Here is a 15,633-nt window from a genome sequence, read left to right as displayed (position 1 = left end):
AAAAGCCCGAAAATGATACCGAGAACATACAGAAAATGCCCCCTATCCCGCTACACCGATAGGAACGGCAGAAAGGAGCTTACCATTGCCGAGAATGAGCAAGAAGCGGCGGCTGGAATGGTCTTTCTTCCTCAACCACCGCAACCGTATCACTTACAACGACCTATGCCGGGGCTGCACCCGTGACTGCAAACAGAGCTTCCGGGCGGTTATCATACTATGCCCTCGCTATTATTCCAAACGCTGGAAAAAGGAGGACGCAGCCTATGGCAGATAACCGCAAATATTACTACCTCAAGCTGAAAGAGAGCTATTTTGACGATGATGCAATCGTTCTGCTGGAAAGTATGCAGGACGGCGTTATCTATTCCAACATTCTCTTGAAGCTGTACTTGAAATCGCTGAAAAACGGCGGGAAATTGCAGCTTGACGAGAATATCCCCTACACCGCCCAGATGATTGCGACCATTACCCGCCAGCAGGTAGGTACCGTAGAGAGAGCTTTGAAAATCTTTATGAAGCTGGGGCTTGTGGAGCCTTTGCCAAGCGGCGCACTCTACATGAGCAACATTGAGCTTTTAATCGGCCAGTCCTCTACCGAGGGGGAGCGCAAGCGCAGGGCGCGGCTGGCTTTGCAGGAACAAAAAGCCCTGCCGCAGACAGGGGCGGACAAATGTCCACCATATCGAGCGGACATTTGTCCACCAGAGATAGAGATAGAGAAAGAGATAGATATAGAAATAGAAAAAGAGAGAGAGTTAGAAACGGGACACCCCGCCCCCGCCGCCTATGGCAGATACCACAATGTCATTCTTTCCGATACGGAGCTTGACGGGCTGAAAACAGAGCTTCCCGGCAAGTGGGAGTATTACATTGACCGCCTATCCTGCCATATCGCTTCCAGCGGGAGGAAATACAAGAGCCATGCAGCCACGATTTTCAAGTGGGCGCAGGAGGACGCAGCCAAGAAAGCCCCGAAAAAGGGCATACCCGATTATACCTGTAAGGAGGGCGAGAGCTTATGACGAATGGATTTGATGAAATGATTTTGAATATGACCGACACCACGCCGGAGCCGGAGGACTACACCGGCGAGGACGGGCTTTTATACTGCGGGAAGTGCCACAAGCCCAAAGAGGGCTATTTCCCCAAAGAAACCGCCGCATGGCTGGGGCGTGACCGCCACCCGGCAGAATGTGACTGCCAGCGGGCAGAGCGTGAGGAACGGGAAGCCGCAGAGAAACAGCGCAGTCACCTTGAAACTGTCGAGCGGTTGAAGCGGCGGGGCTTTACAGACCCGGCTATGCAGGGCTGGACGTTTGAGAACGACAACGGCAAGTGCCCGCAAATGGAACACGCCCATTTCTATGTGGAGAACTGGGAAACCATGAAAGAGCGCAACATTGGCTATCTGCTATGGGGCGGCGTTGGCACAGGCAAGAGCTATTTTGCGGGCTGTATCGCAAATGCCCTTATGGAGCGTGAAATCCCCGTGTGCATGACAAACTTTGCATTGATATTGGGTGACCTTGCCGCCAGCTTTGAGGGCAGGAATGAATATATCTCCCGACTTTGCAGCTTCCCGCTGCTTATCCTTGACGATTTTGGAATGGAACGGGGAACGGAATACGGCTTAGAGCAGGTCTACAACGTGATTGACAGCCGTTACCGCAGCGGCAGGCCGCTGATCGTCACGACTAATCTCACGCTGGAGGACTTGCAGCACCCGGAGGACACCGCCCACGCCCGCATTTATGACCGTCTGATTGAAATGTGTTCTCCTGTCCGCTTTACCGGGAGCAACTTCCGAAAAGCCACGGCGCAGGAGAAAATGGGACAACTGAAAAAGCTGATGAACAGAAAGGAGAGCCGCCTATGACCAACACCCCAAAGAATGACCGCAGCACCCGCCGCCCGGATTGCGTGACGGAAATCCGCATAGGTAATTCTGTCCTTGTCGTTTCCGGCTATTTCAAGCAGGACACCACCGCCACCGCCGCCGATAAAATGCTGAAAGTGCTGGAAGCGGAAGCTGCTACACAAAAATCGGCAATTTGACGGGACGTAAAGAAGCAGAAAGGACTGTACAGCCAGCCCCGGCGTGTGGTATGATAGTCATACGGAATAGTGGGGCTGGCTGTCGGAAATGGAGGACACTATGTTAAGACAGACCACCCGAAACCTTATTACCGCCCTTTATCCGAGATTATCCCACGAGGACGAGCTGCAAGGTGAGAGCAATTCTATTTCAAACCAGAAGCGTATTCTTGAAACCTATGCGAAGCAGAACGGCTTTTCCAATCTGCAATGGTACACAGATGACGGTTATTCTGGGGCGAACTTCCAAAGACCCGGTTTTCAAGCCATGCTTGCGGACATTGAAGCCGGAAAAGTCGGCACCGTTATCGTCAAGGATATGTCACGGTTAGGGCGAAACTATCTGCAAGTGGGAATGTATACGGAAATGATTTTCCCACAGAAAGGCGTCCGCTTTATCGCTATCAATGACGGAGTGGACAGCGCACAGGGCGACAATGATTTTGCCCCTCTGCGGAACATTTTTAACGAATGGCTGGTGAGAGATACGAGCAAGAAAATCAAAGCAGTAAAACGGTCTAAGGGTATGAGCGGGAAGCCCGTCACGAGCAAACCCGTATACGGCTACTTTATGGACGAGGACGAAAATTTTATCATTGACGGGGAAGCCGCCCCTGTTGTGCGGCAGATTTACAGCTTGTGCCTTGCCGGGAACGGGCCGACCAAGATAGCCCGTATGCTCACAGAGCAGGAGATCCCCACGCCGGGAACGCTGGAATACCGTCGGACGGGAAGCACCCGCCGCTACCACCCCGGCTATGAGTGCAAGTGGGCGACCAATACCGTGGTACATATCCTTGAAAACAGGGAGTACACGGGCTGTCTGGTAAACTTCAAGACGGAGAAGCCGTCCTACAAGACCAAGCACAGCGTAGAGAACCCCATTGAGAAACAGGCGATTTTCGAGAACCACCATGAGCCTATCATTGACACCCAGATGTGGGAGCGTGTGCAGGAGTTACGCAAGCAGCGCAAACGCCCGAACCGCTATGATGAAGTGGGCTTATTCTCCGGCATACTCTTTTGTGCCGACTGCGGCAGCGTCCTTTACCAGCAGCGTTACCAGAACGCCACCCGCAAGCAGGATTGTTATATCTGCGGGAGCTACAAGAAGCGTACCCGTGACTGTACGGCGCACTTTATCCGCACCGACCTGTTGACCGCCGGAGTGACCGACAATCTGCGGAAAGTCACCAGCTATGCAGCGAAGCACGAAGCCCGGTTTATGAAGCTGCTGATCGAGCAGAACGAGGACGGGGGCAAGCGCAGGAACGCCGCAAGGAAAAAGGAGCTGGAAGCCGCCGAGAAGCGTATCAGCGAGTTATCCGCTATCTTCAAGCGGCTGTATGAGGACAGCGTGACCGGGCGCATTTCAGACGAGCGTTTCACGGAGCTGTCGGCAGACTATGAAGCCGAGCAGAAAGAACTGAAAGAGAGAGCCGCCGCTATCCGGGCAGAGCTTTCCAAAGCGCAGGAAGCCACGGTAAACGCAGAAAAGTTTATGAATGTTGTCCGCAAGTACACCAGCTTTGAAGAACTTACCCCTACCCTTTTGCGTGAGTTTGTGGAGAAAATCGTTGTGCATGAGTGCAGCTATGACGAGAACGGCACACGCAGACAGGACATTGATATTTATTACTCTTTCGTTGGCAAGGTAGACCTGCCCGAATGACCGCCCGACCTATCCGGCGCAATGCGCAAACGCCGGATAGGAACGGCAAAATTTTTTACACTTCTACTACTTCTTTATCACACATCAGCAAAGTCCCAGGGCATGAAGCAGCTCATGGCTGGCGGCGGTGTTGCCCTCATCGGCACCACCCTTGTACCTCTGCTCTCCGGACTGTTCGGTTAATCACAAAACAAGGAGGTAATCGCCTTTGGACAGCATACTCCAACAGATCACAGACTGGCTGAAAGAAATGCTCGTTTCAGCTATTATGGGAAATCTGTCGGGGATGTTTGAGTCCGTCAACAACCAGGTTGGCGAGATAGCAACCTCCGTTGGCATGACCCCGGCGAATTTTTCGCCGGGTGTCTTTGCCATGGTACGAAACATCTCCGAGTCAGTGATTATCCCAATCGCAGGCTTGATTCTGACCTTCATTGCCTGTTATGAGCTAATTCAGATGATTATTGACCACAACAATCTGGCAAATTTTGAAACCTGGATCTTCTTCAAATGGGTGTTCAAGACTTTTGTTGCGGTCATGTTAATCACAAACACATTCAATATCACGATGGCTGTGTTTGATGTGACACAGCACGTTATAAACGCAAGCGCCGGTATCATATCCGGAAATACTGCCATAGATGCTTCGGCATTGGAAACAATGGAAGAAACGCTGATGGCAATGGATTTGGGTCCTTTGCTCGGCTTGTTCCTGCAATCCTTTATCGTGCAGGTCACGATGTCCGCTTTGGCAATCATCATCTTTGTGATCGTCTACGGTCGAATGATTGAAATTTATCTGATGGTCAGCCTTGCCCCGATTCCGCTTTCCACTTTTGGAAACAGAGAACAGAGCAATATCGGACAGAATTATCTGCGTTCGCTGTTTGCAATCGGATTCCAGGGATTCCTGATTATGATCTGCGTGGGCATTTATGCGGTGCTGATTCAGTCTATCGCATTCAGTGATGACATCATCGGTTCTATCTGGGGTGTTATGGGCTACACCGTCCTTTTGTGCTTCACCCTGTTTAAGACTGGTTCGCTTGCGAAGGGTGTATTCAGCGCTCACTAAGGGAAGGAGGAAATTGTTTGGCAGCGTATATTCCCGTACCTCGTGACCTGACGAGGGTAAAAACAAAAGTGTTCTTCAATCTGACGAAACGGCAGTTACTTTGCTTTGGTGCGGCGGCGCTCATCGGAGTGCCGATTTTCTTTCTGGTCAAAGCAACCGGAAATGTGAGCCTTGCAGCACTGTCCATGATGATCGTCATGTTACCGTTGTTCTTTCTGGCAATGTATGAAAAGGATAGTCAGCCGTTGGAAGTGGTTGTAGAACACTTCATTCAGACCAAATTCGTTCGTCCCAAGGTTCGCCCTTATCAGACGGACAACTATTATGACGCTTTGATGCGTCAGTACAAACTGGAAAAGGAGGTTGAACGAATTGTTTTTCAAAAAGAAGCCACAGGCAAGAAACATCAAAATGCCTGCAAATCTGAATCGGAAGCAGCAGCGAGAAATTAAAGCTGTTGTGGAACGGGCAAAGAAGGACAACGGTATTCCGCAGACTGCACAGCAGTCCATTCCCTTTCAGAGAATGTTCCCGGATGGCATCTGCCGTGTCACTGACAGTTATTACACCAAGACCATTCAGTTTCAGGACATCAACTATCAGCTGGCACAGCAGGAAGATAAGACTGCCATCTTCGATGAGTGGTGCAGTTTCCTGAATTTCTTTGACAGCTCCATTCACTTTGAGCTTTCCTTTATGAACCTGAGTACCGATGCTGAAAGCTTTGAAAAGAGTATCCGTATCCCGTTCAAGAAGGACAGCTTCAATCCCGTCCGTGCCGAGTATAGCCAGATGCTGAAAAAGCAGTTGGCGCAGGGCAACAACGGCTTGACCAAAACCAAGTACCTGACATTCGGCATTGAAGCCGAATCCATGCGGCAGGCAAAGCCGAGACTCAACCATATCGAAAACGATCTGCTCAATAACTTTCGGCGTTTGGGTGTCATTGCCACTACCATGAACGGCAAAGAGCGGCTGCATCTGATGCACTCTATGTTCCACATGGGTGATAATGATAAGTTCTTCTTCGATTGGAAGTATCTTGTGGAATCCGGGCTGTCCGTAAAGGACTTCATTGCTCCGACGGCGTTTGCCTTTAAGACCAACCGCACCTTCCAGATGGGCAGTATCTTCGGTTCGATGTCTTATCTGGCAATTACGGCATCAGACCTGTCTGATCGTATGCTGGCGGATTTTCTGGATATGGAATCCACGCAGATCGTGACCATGCACATCCAGTCGGTTGACCAGACTGCGGCGATTAAGACCATCAAGAGAATCATCACCGAGCTTGACCGTTCCAAAATCGAGGAACAGAAAAAGGCTGTGCGTTCTGGCTATGACATGGACATTATCCCATCTGACCTTGCTACCTATGGTAAAGATGCGAAGTCACTTCTGAAAGAATTGCAGAGCCAGAATGAGCGAATGTTCATGGTGACATTTCTGGTGCTGAACACCGGGCGCACCGAGCAGGAACTGGAGAACAATGTGTTCCAGGCACAGAGCATCGCCCAGAAGCATAACTGCAATCTGCGTCGTTTGGATTTTCAGCAGGAATCCGGACTGATGAGCAGCCTGCCTTTGGCACAAAACCTGATTGAGATTCGTCGTGGCCTGACTACCAGTTCCACGGCTATTTTTGTGCCTTTCACCACGCAGGAGCTGTTCCAGAATGGTGGAGAAACGCTCTATTACGGGCTGAATGCTCTGTCGAACAACCTTATCATGGTGGACAGAAAGAAGCTCAAGAACCCCAACGGACTGATTCTGGGTACTCCCGGTTCCGGTAAATCCTTTTCCGCAAAGCGTGAAATCACCAATGCGTTCCTGGTTACGGATGACGATATTATCATCTGCGACCCCGAAGCGGAATATGCGGCTCTGGTTCACAAGTTCAATGGTCAGGTGGTAAAAATCAGCTCCTCCAGTACCAACTATATCAACCCTATGGACATCAACCTGAACTACTCTGAGGATGACAACCCGGTAGCACTGAAAGCTGATTTTATCCTGTCCCTCTGTGAGTTGATTATGGGCAGTAAGGATGGCTTGCAGCCTATCGAAAAGACGGTTATCGACCGTTGTGTGCATCAGATTTACCAGAGATATTTCGACAATCCTGCCCCTGAGAATATGCCGATCCTTGAGGATTTGTATGATGCCCTTCTGAAACAGGACGAAAAGGAAGCCCACCATGTAGCGACCGCCTTGGAAATCTATGTTAAGGGTTCTCTGAAACTGTTTAACAACAGAACCAATGTGGATATTCAGAATCGTCTGGTGTGCTTCGACATTAAGGAGCTGGGCAATCAGCTGAAAAAAATCGGTATGCTGATCGTTCAGGATCAGGTCTGGGGGCGTGTAACTGCCAACCGTTCTGCCGGTAAATCGACCAGATATTATATTGACGAGTTCCATCTGCTTCTGAAGGAAGAACAGACGGCAACCTATTCCGTAGAAATCTGGAAGCGATTCCGTAAATGGGGCGGCTTGCCGACCGGTATTACTCAGAATGTCAAAGACCTGCTTCGTTCCCCGGAGATTGCCAACATCCTCGAAAACTCTGATTTCATCTATATGCTGAATCAGGCAAGCGATGACCGAAGTATTCTGGCACAGCGGTTGAACATTTCGCCGCATCAGCTGTCCTATGTAACCAACTCCGGTGAGGGCGAAGGACTTCTGTTCTATGGCAATGTGATTCTGCCGTTCATTGACCGATTCCCGACAGATCTGGAACTGTATCGCATTATGACCACGAAGTTAAACGAGGTGGCACAGGAAAAGGAGGCGTAATGTATGGCGAAAAGACCTACACGACTCCGTTTTACCGAAGATGACCTTGCAGATTCTCATGTGAAGAAAGCTGCCGACCGTGCAGATAAGGCGGTTGATAGGGCTGAAAAAGCGGCAGACAAATTGGCTTCTAAAAAGGCAAAGCCGAAGCTAAAGCTGGAAACAGATGCAGCCGGTTCCCGTAAAGCAAAGCTCCGTTTTGAAAAAGCGGAGTTTACGGAAATCGAGCGCCCATCTGTGGCAAAGCACATGGCAAGCCGTGGTGCCGCAGTCACGCTCACATCCAAAGCACATCGGGCGGTGTCAGAATATGAGGATGATAATATCGGCGTTCAGGCTGTGCAGGAAACGACCAAGGCTGTTGAATCCACTGTCTATACCGTCGATCATGCCGTTTACAGTCACAAGCTGAAAGCCTACGACAAGGCGGAAAAGCTGGTTGAGAAGTCAGATAAAGCAAATGTAAATGCCCTGTATGAGAAGTTCAAAAAGGACAACCCCGATGCCGGTTCCAATCCCTTTTCCCGTTGGCAACAGAAAAGGGCAATCAAGAAAGAATATGCTGCCGCCAAAGCCGGTAAGAATACCGCTTCGACAACGGCTTCTGCATCTAAGGGTGCAGGCAAGGCAACGGGCAAAGCAGCTCAGGGAGCCAAGAACATCACAGAAAGAGTAACGGAGTTCTGCACCACACACTCTAAAACGATTCTGTTTGTTTTGATTGCCGGACTGCTTTTTATGATACTCTCAGGGATGTTCTCGTCTTGTTCGGCTATGTTCCAAGGCGGCACACAGATCATTCTGGGAACTTCTTTTACTGCAAAAGAGGAAGATATTATTGGTGCGGACAATGATTACAAGGCTTTGGAAGCTGCGCTCCGCAATAAAATCAATAATATCGAGCGTACTCATAGCGGATATGACGAGTACCGGTATGACCTTGATGAAATCAACCACAATCCTTATGAGCTGGCGGCGTATTTGACGGTGAAGTTTGAGGATTACACCAGAGATGAGGTGCAGGCTACCCTGCAATGGCTATTTGAGCAACAATATGAGCTGACCCTGACGGAAGTAGTAGAGATTCGTACACGAACAACATCTTCTACTGATCCCGAAACGGGAGAGACAACAACAGAGGAAGAAGATTACGAATATTATATTCTGAATGTGAAGCTCAGAAATAAGGGCTTGAACAGTGTGATTTCAAATTCCGGCTTGTCGGAAGATGATATGGAGCGATATAGAATTTTGCTTCAGACAAGGGGCAACAGACCGGATATTTTCGGAAATGACATTTACGCCACCCCTGGCGGCGAGTACACCGATTATGATATTCCGGGCGAAGCGCTGACAGACACAAGATTTGCCAATATGATTCGGGAAGCTGAAAAATATCTGGGATACCCGTATGTGTGGGGCGGCAGCAGCCCGTCTACCTCCTTTGACTGCTCCGGATTTGTTTCCTATGTAATCAATCACTGCGGAAACGGTTGGAGTGTTGGTCGTTTGACCGCAAACGGTTTGATGGGCGTATGCGACATTATCCCGAAAAGCTCTGCCAAACCGGGAGATTTGATTTTCTTCCAAGGCACTTATGATACCTCCGGTGCATCACACGTTGGTATCTATGTTGGCAATGGTATGATGATCCACTGCGGAAACCCCATTTCCTACGCTTCTATCGAATCGAATTACTGGCAACAGCATTTTTACTGCTTCGGCAGAATCAGAAACTAAAGGAGGGATGGCGATTGAGTGCCAAGTTAGACAGAATAGGTGCAGACCTTGAAAAAGCCCGTAAGAAACGGGCAGAATGGGATGCTAAGGTGAAAGACCTGGAACGCAGATACCGTGAGGAGGAAAATTCCGAAATCCATGAGATGGTTCATGCTGCGAACCTGAATCCCGAACAGCTTTCCGAGCTGCTCCGTATGTTTGCTGCGGATATGGCTCCGAAGCCTGATACGATCAATACTATGAATGAGGAGGAAACGCAGAATGAGATTTAAGAAAATTGGAGCCGCATTGCTGGCGTGTGCAATGTGTTTTGGCGTGTTTTCTACAACGGCATTTGCCTATGTAGATGAAAGCGTAGCGACTGAAGAACCTGCGGTCGAAGAAAAAGTTCCCGAAACAGAGCCGGAGGAGCCGATGCTACCGCTTACTCCCGACGGCAATCTGACTTTGGTTGATGACGCTGGCTCGCCTACGAAAAGCGGAAAGCAGTTCATTACCGCTGTAACCAAAAACGGAAACTACTTCTATATCATCATTGACCGTGATGATAAGGGCGAGGAAACCGTGCATTTTCTGAATCAGGTGGATGAAGCCGACCTGCTCAAGCTGATGGACGAGGAAGAAGTTGCAGAGTTCACCAAGCCGGTTGAGGAAACAAAGCCGGAAGTAGTTGAAACAGTTCCTGAAATTACAGAACCGACACCGGAGGAAAAGCCGAAATCCACAAATATGCTCCCGGCGATTCTTACTCTGATTGTGCTTGCCTGTGGTGGTGGATTCTTCGTATTTAAGAAAGTCCAGGAAAAGAAGAAGGCACAGGAAGCGGCAAAGCCTGACCCAGATGCTGATTATGTGGACGATGACGAGGACTATGGGTACGATCCGGAGTTTGAGGACGACGATGAAGATAGCTCCGTCGATGAAGATGATAATGAACCTGTGTAAACAGGATAGGCTTGATGCCTGGGGCAGCCTTCGGGTTGCCTTTACATAGTTTCCGCTTTCAAAAAATAAAAAAATTTGCGTTTTTGAAAGTGACATCTTGCATATACTATTAGCAGACAGTATAATAAGTACAGCGAAGCGGTTTCGAGAAATGAAAAAACTTCAATTTTTGAAAGCGGGTGACTATATGAAAACAATCACGAGAGCAAAATATCTCGATAGAATCATTGAACTGAATGGTACTCCTGACATCAAGATCATCACGGGCATTCGTCGATCTGGTAAGTCCAAATTGATGCAGGCGTATATTGCGTATCTGAAAAGCAATTTTGAAAACATCAATATTATCTTCATCGACTTCATGGATTTGGCGTATGAAGAAATCAAGGAATACCATGCCTTACACGCCTATGTGGAAGAACATTATCAGGAAGGAAAAACGAACTACCTGTTTGTAGACGAGGTTCAGATGTGTCCCAAGTTTGAGTTGGCAATCAATAGCCTGTACTCTAAGGGAAAATACGACATCTATGTAACAGGCTCTAATGCTTTCCTGTTGAGTGCAGATCTGGCAACTCTGTTTACCGGACGCTATATTGAAATTCATGTGTTTCCTTTCAGCTTCCAGGAATATTGCCAGTATTATGATGATATTAGTGACAAAGATAAGCTCTTTGATGAGTACGCTATCAAGGGCGGTTTAGCAGGTTCCTATGCTTATAGAACCGAAAAAGACAGAACAAACTATATCAAAGAGGTCTACGAAACGATTGTTACAAGGGATTTGGTACAGAAATATACTCTCCCGGACACTTTGGTTTTACAACGTCTGAGCGAGTTCCTTATGGATAATATCAGCAACCTGACTTCTCCGAATAAGGTCAGTCAGCTACTGACAGCAAATGAGACTCCAACCAATCATGTAACCGTCGGCAAGTACATTAAGTATTTGTGCAATGCTTTTGTATTTTATGATATTAAGAGATATGACATCCGAGGTAAGAAATACCTTGAAAGCTCTGAAAAGTTCTATTTGTGTGACAGCGGTATTCGATATGCAATACTGGGAAGCAGAAATATAGACTATGGCAGAGTATATGAAAACGTTGTTTGTATCGAGCTTCTTCGCCGTGGATATGATGTCTATGTCGGCAAGCTCTATCAAAAGGAAATCGACTTTGTTGCTCAGAGAGGTAGCGAAAAGATTTATATTCAGGTCAGCGACAACATTTCCGGGCAGGAAACATTTGAGAGAGAATGCTCTCCTCTGCTTCAGATTCGAGACGCTTATCCGAAAATGATTATTGCCAGAACCAAACATCCCCAATATAGCTATGAAGGAATCGAAATTCACGATATAGCCGATTGGTTGCTACAAGAATAAGCAAGGTGAAATATCTCCGTCATTCTCTTTTGAAATGATGGAGATATTTTTATTATGACGGAGATTGTAGAACAGAAAATTGTATCAGGTTGCAAAAATCCTTTCCGAACTTTTTACATAGCAGTCATGCACTACGGTGTGTGGCTGCTTATTTTTTTGTGAAAGGAGCAGATGCAAATGAAATTAGTTTTGGCTGAAAAGCCTTCGGTTGCACAGAGTATTGCCAAAGTGTTAGGTGCTGCCAAGCGTGAGGATGGCTACTTAGAGGGAAACGGATATGTGGTCAGCTGGTGTGTAGGGCATTTGGTGGAGCTGGCACAGCCGGAAGTCTATGATGCGAAGTACAGCAAATGGGCTTATGCAGACCTTCCTATCTTCCCGATGGACTGGCAGTATGAGGTTTCTGCCGGTACGAAAAAACAGTTTGGGATTCTGAAAAAGCTCATGGCCAGAGAAGATGTTGCGAGTCTTGTGTGTGCAACAGATGCCGGTCGTGAGGGCGAGCTGATCTTTCGGTTGGTGTACCACAAAGCCGGGTGCAGAAAGCCGTTTGAGCGGCTTTGGATTTCCTCGATGGAAGATGTAGCAATCAAGGAGGGCTTTGAAAATCTCAGGTCTGGAACGGAATATGATGCTTTGTATGAAGCAGCACTGTGTCGAGAACGAGCCGACTGGATTGTTGGTATTAACGCTACTCGACTTTTTTCGACCCTTTACGGGCAGACCCTGAATGTTGGTCGTGTTATGACCCCTACCCTTGCTATGGCTGTTATGCGAGAAGCTGCCATTTCCGCATTCAAGCCTGAACTGTTCTACACAGTTCAGATTGGATTGGATGGTTTTACGGCTGCAAGCGAACGCTTCAAAACCAAGGCAGCAGCCGAAGCTGTCAAACAAAGCTGTTCGGTGGCAATCGTTCAGAAAGCTGAATGTAAGGAGAAAACAGAAAAGCCGCCTGCGCTCTATGACCTGACCAGTTTACAGAGAGAAGCCAACCGTGTGCTTGGCTACACGGCACAGCAGACCTTGGACTACACGCAGAACCTCTATGAAAAGAAACTGGTCACTTATCCCCGTACCGACAGCAGGTTTCTGACGGAAGATATGGCACATAGCCTGACCGACCTCGTAAAGCTGGCTTTCCACACATTCCCCGTGGAGGATGTGGATAACATACCAGTTCATGCAGAGCAGGTTGTGAATAACAAAAAGGTCACAGATCACCATGCCATCATTCCGACCAGAGAATTGCAGAAATGCAATCTGAGCGAACTTCCCAAGGGTGAACTTGCAATTTTGCAACTGATCTCGAATCGGTTGTGCGTAGCTGTTGGCGATCCGCACCGATACGCAGAGACAGTTATTGAGCTGGACTGTGGCGGTACCGTGTTTTCCACCAAAGGCAAAACTGTTGTGCAGGATGGATGGAAAGCTCTGGTTCAGAAAAATGATTCGACAAAATCCGACGAAAACGTGCAGACACTCCCTTCTGTTTCCGTTGGTGACGAAATGACCGTCAGCGGCACGGAAATCAAGGAAGGGAAAACATCTCCCCCTAAACACTTTACCGAGGATACTCTGCTTTCTGCTATGGAAACTGCCGGTGCGGACGAAATGCCTGATGAGGTGGAGCGCAAAGGTTTGGGAACGCCTGCGACCCGTGCCGGTATCATTGAGAAGCTGGTTCGCATCGGTTTTCTGGAGCGTAAGGGTGATAAGAAAACCAAACACCTGATTCCGACCCACAAGGGTACGGCTCTGGTAACAGTCATGCCGGAACAGATTCAGTCCCCATCCATGACGGCGGATTGGGAAGAAAAATTGTTGCTCATTGAGAAAGGCGAATATGCCAGCGAGGACTTTATGGACGAGATCAAAGATGTGATTGCCGGTCTGATTCAGAACTATGAAGTAATCCGTGATTCCGAGGTTATGATGTCGAAAGAAGCCAATTCTATCGGCAAATGCCCGCTCTGCGGCAGTGCTGTAGAGGACAAAGCCAAGGCATTTTTCTGTTCCAACAGAGCTTGCAAATTTGCCCTCTGGAAAAACAATCGCTACTTTGCGAGCATCGGCAAGAGCATGACTTCTGCCACGGCGCAGAAATTGCTTGGTTCCGGCAAGGTAAAGCTCAAGAATTGCAAGTCCGAAAGAACGGGCAACACCTTTGATGCCACCGTCTTTATGGAGGTATCAGATGATGGCAAAACGAAGTTCAGTATGGAATTTGAAAATGGAGGAAAGCGCAAATGACAAATGAGTACAACCCGGATGGTAAGGAAATCCGATTTATCGACAGCCATTATAAGGATTTGTTTCATATCCCCGATGGCAGCTGTGTGCAGATTCACTACCCGGATGAAATGGTTGTGAAGCCCTGCACCTTCATTGACGAGTATCATACGCAGATCGGATACAATGTGTTTCATATCTGCCAGTTTGCAGAAATTATGGAGCGCAACGGCGCAAGCTATATGCCGGAGCCTGAGATTATGGGCGATGAAGCCGCATGGAAGGTCGGAAAGGATAGAATCCTTGCGGTGCAGACCTGCGAAGATGGTTACGACTACACCCTGTTGGATGAAAACTACAACGAGATTGATGGCGGTCAGGTTGATAACCCTGAACTGTCCATGCTCGAAGTCCGCCGGGATATTCTGGAATCCTTCGGGCTGGAGCGCCGGGAACTGCGGGCAATGTTCTATGAGGATGTCATGGAGCAGGCTTTTGAAGTCGGCAGACAGGCGGTGGTGGTCAATGACCCTATCGCTGAGCTTGCTTTTAAGCTCGACCGTTTTGCAGAGAACTTCGACCCCTATGAATATATGGATCAGGTCGATGATGTGCAGGCGCATATCCAAGAAATCAAGGCAGATCTTGCCGCTGGTAATACGGCTCCGTATCGTGAGTTCCTGAATACAGCCATTGAAGAAGCCCGTGAGGAAACTGCGGTTGAGGTTGCCAAAGTGCTGAAAAGTCAGCTGGATAAGCTCGACTCTCCGAAGCGTGAGTCGGTCATGGAAAAACTGGCACAGGCCGCAGAAAAAGCTGCGCCTGCCAGTCCCTCTCCCAAACGCAAAGAGCCTGAACGATAAGGAGGACACGGATATGAAAAACGAAAAATGGGATGATGTTCACGGAAATACCACCCCGGATGACAGAATGGTTGCTTTTCTGGAAAGCCCCACGGATTCCTATGCGATTCTTCAGCTGCGGGAAGATGTAGACGATAATATCCCGCTCATGTTTGCAAATTACAGCTACCTTCAGAAGAAAGAAATGGAGCCTGAGATTGACCGTTACGAGGTGGTCTATCATGGCTCCATTTCTATGTCCGAGGATGTGAATCGGCAGCTGGAAGATTTGTATGTAAAGTTCAATATTGACCACCCGGATGATTTCCGTGGTCACAGTATGTCGGTCAGCGACATCGTAGCCTTAAAGGTAGTCGGTGAGGTATCCTTTCACTATGTAGATTCTGTTGGGTTTCAGAAGCTGGAAAACTTTATGAAGTCCGAAAACTACCTGAAAAACGCAGAGATGGCAATGGAAGATGATTATGGGATGATTGACGGTATCATCAATAACGGAAAAGCGTCCGGATTAGAGGAACGTCCTTCGGTGTTGGAGCAGTTAAAGGAAAAGCCCGTGCCGGATGTTTCCCATAAGCCGCCCAAGAGCCACCCGGAAAGGGAGATTGAATGATGGATTTCACACAGGATGAGCGGAACATGATGATGCTTTACAGCCCTGGCACAAGGTCAGGGCTGTGTGAAGCACTGACACTGATGAAGGAACAGCTTTCGGAGGACGAGTCAGAGCTTTTTGCTTTGGCAGACTCGGTTCTCCGTAAAGTTTCAGCCATGGACGATGCCGCCTTTGAGAAGCTGAACCTTTATCCGGATTGATAGGATTGGAGGG

General features: G+C 48.4%; 16 protein-coding genes and 1 pseudogene. All 17 read left to right on the top strand.

From position 1 onward, the window contains the following. The first annotated feature begins 85 nt into the window (after positions 1-85). The 17 genes and pseudogenes from H8S45_RS11860 to H8S45_RS11780 all read left to right on the top strand — a co-directional run bounded on the left by H8S45_RS11860 (position 86) and on the right by H8S45_RS11780 (position 15,620). Positions 86-277 carry a hypothetical protein gene (locus H8S45_RS11860; protein ID WP_006058351.1) on the top strand — a complete coding sequence of 64 codons (192 nt, stop codon included), beginning with the start codon at positions 86-88 and terminating at the stop codon, positions 275-277. Then, positions 267-1,025, top strand: coding sequence for a phage replisome organizer N-terminal domain-containing protein (locus H8S45_RS11855; protein WP_002605636.1), 759 nt, complete (start codon positions 267-269; stop codon positions 1,023-1,025). The genes H8S45_RS11860 and H8S45_RS11855 overlap by 11 nt, the downstream gene beginning before the upstream one ends. Then, a complete protein-coding gene (locus tag H8S45_RS11850; RefSeq protein ID WP_002605635.1) occupies positions 1,022-1,879 on the top strand; it encodes an ATP-binding protein in 858 nt (285 codons plus the stop codon). Before H8S45_RS11855 ends, H8S45_RS11850 begins: the two co-directional genes overlap by 4 nt. Continuing rightward, the gene (locus H8S45_RS11845) at positions 1,876-2,058 is read left to right on the top strand and encodes a transposon-encoded TnpW family protein (RefSeq protein ID WP_002605634.1); all 183 of its coding nucleotides are present in this window, start codon (positions 1,876-1,878) and stop codon (positions 2,056-2,058) included. Before H8S45_RS11850 ends, H8S45_RS11845 begins: the two co-directional genes overlap by 4 nt. A gap of 100 nt (positions 2,059-2,158) precedes the next feature. Then, on the top strand, positions 2,159-3,769 hold the full coding sequence (locus H8S45_RS11840) for a recombinase family protein (RefSeq protein WP_002605633.1): 1,611 nt from the start codon (positions 2,159-2,161) through the stop codon (positions 3,767-3,769). Positions 3,770-3,856: 87 nt separating this feature from the next. Then, a pseudogene (locus H8S45_RS16895) lies at positions 3,857-3,952 on the top strand (Maff2 family mobile element protein); the annotation flags it as partial. A gap of 25 nt (positions 3,953-3,977) precedes the next feature. Then, positions 3,978-4,844 carry a VirB6/TrbL-like conjugal transfer protein, CD1112 family gene (locus H8S45_RS11830; protein ID WP_002304374.1) on the top strand — a complete coding sequence of 289 codons (867 nt, stop codon included), beginning with the start codon at positions 3,978-3,980 and terminating at the stop codon, positions 4,842-4,844. Between the two features lie 17 nt (positions 4,845-4,861). Then, positions 4,862-5,296, top strand: a complete 435-nt coding sequence (locus tag H8S45_RS11825) for a PrgI family protein (RefSeq protein ID WP_002304375.1) — start codon at positions 4,862-4,864, stop codon at positions 5,294-5,296. After that, entirely contained in the window at positions 5,256-7,643 is a 2,388-nt protein-coding gene (locus tag H8S45_RS11820) for a VirB4-like conjugal transfer ATPase, CD1110 family (protein ID WP_002588967.1), read from the top strand. The genes H8S45_RS11825 and H8S45_RS11820 overlap by 41 nt, the downstream gene beginning before the upstream one ends. A gap of 3 nt (positions 7,644-7,646) precedes the next feature. After that, positions 7,647-9,383, top strand: a complete 1,737-nt coding sequence (locus tag H8S45_RS11815) for a C40 family peptidase (protein WP_002304377.1) — start codon at positions 7,647-7,649, stop codon at positions 9,381-9,383. A gap of 14 nt (positions 9,384-9,397) precedes the next feature. Next, a complete protein-coding gene (locus H8S45_RS11810) occupies positions 9,398-9,655 on the top strand; it encodes a DUF4315 family protein (RefSeq protein ID WP_002304378.1) in 258 nt (85 codons plus the stop codon). Beyond that, positions 9,645-10,328 (top strand): DUF4366 domain-containing protein, encoded by a 684-nt coding sequence (locus tag H8S45_RS11805; protein ID WP_002578950.1) that lies wholly within the window; start codon positions 9,645-9,647, stop codon positions 10,326-10,328. The genes H8S45_RS11810 and H8S45_RS11805 overlap by 11 nt, the downstream gene beginning before the upstream one ends. Before the next feature lie 151 nt (positions 10,329-10,479). Continuing rightward, positions 10,480-11,712, top strand: coding sequence for an ATP-binding protein (locus H8S45_RS11800; RefSeq protein ID WP_002304383.1), 1,233 nt, complete (start codon positions 10,480-10,482; stop codon positions 11,710-11,712). A gap of 177 nt (positions 11,713-11,889) precedes the next feature. Beyond that, positions 11,890-13,965: a DNA topoisomerase 3 gene (locus H8S45_RS11795; protein ID WP_002578949.1), complete on the top strand. Its 2,076-nt coding sequence runs from the start codon at positions 11,890-11,892 to the stop codon at positions 13,963-13,965. Then, positions 13,962-14,807 carry an LPD16 domain-containing protein gene (locus tag H8S45_RS11790; RefSeq protein ID WP_002304387.1) on the top strand — a complete coding sequence of 282 codons (846 nt, stop codon included), beginning with the start codon at positions 13,962-13,964 and terminating at the stop codon, positions 14,805-14,807. The genes H8S45_RS11795 and H8S45_RS11790 overlap by 4 nt, the downstream gene beginning before the upstream one ends. A 13-nt stretch (positions 14,808-14,820) precedes the next feature. Further along, the gene (locus tag H8S45_RS11785) at positions 14,821-15,417 is read left to right on the top strand and encodes a YodL domain-containing protein (protein ID WP_002304389.1); all 597 of its coding nucleotides are present in this window, start codon (positions 14,821-14,823) and stop codon (positions 15,415-15,417) included. Further along, on the top strand, positions 15,414-15,620 hold the full coding sequence (locus tag H8S45_RS11780) for a transposon-transfer assisting family protein (protein WP_002578948.1): 207 nt from the start codon (positions 15,414-15,416) through the stop codon (positions 15,618-15,620). Before H8S45_RS11785 ends, H8S45_RS11780 begins: the two co-directional genes overlap by 4 nt. Positions 15,621-15,633: the final 13 nt, after the last annotated feature.

Source organism: Agathobaculum faecis, from assembly GCF_014287995.1.
GTDB lineage: Bacteria > Bacillota > Clostridia > Oscillospirales > Butyricicoccaceae > Agathobaculum > Agathobaculum ammoniilyticum.
Note: the sequence above shows the minus strand (reverse complement) of the source record. Positions and strands in the feature narration are given on the sequence as shown.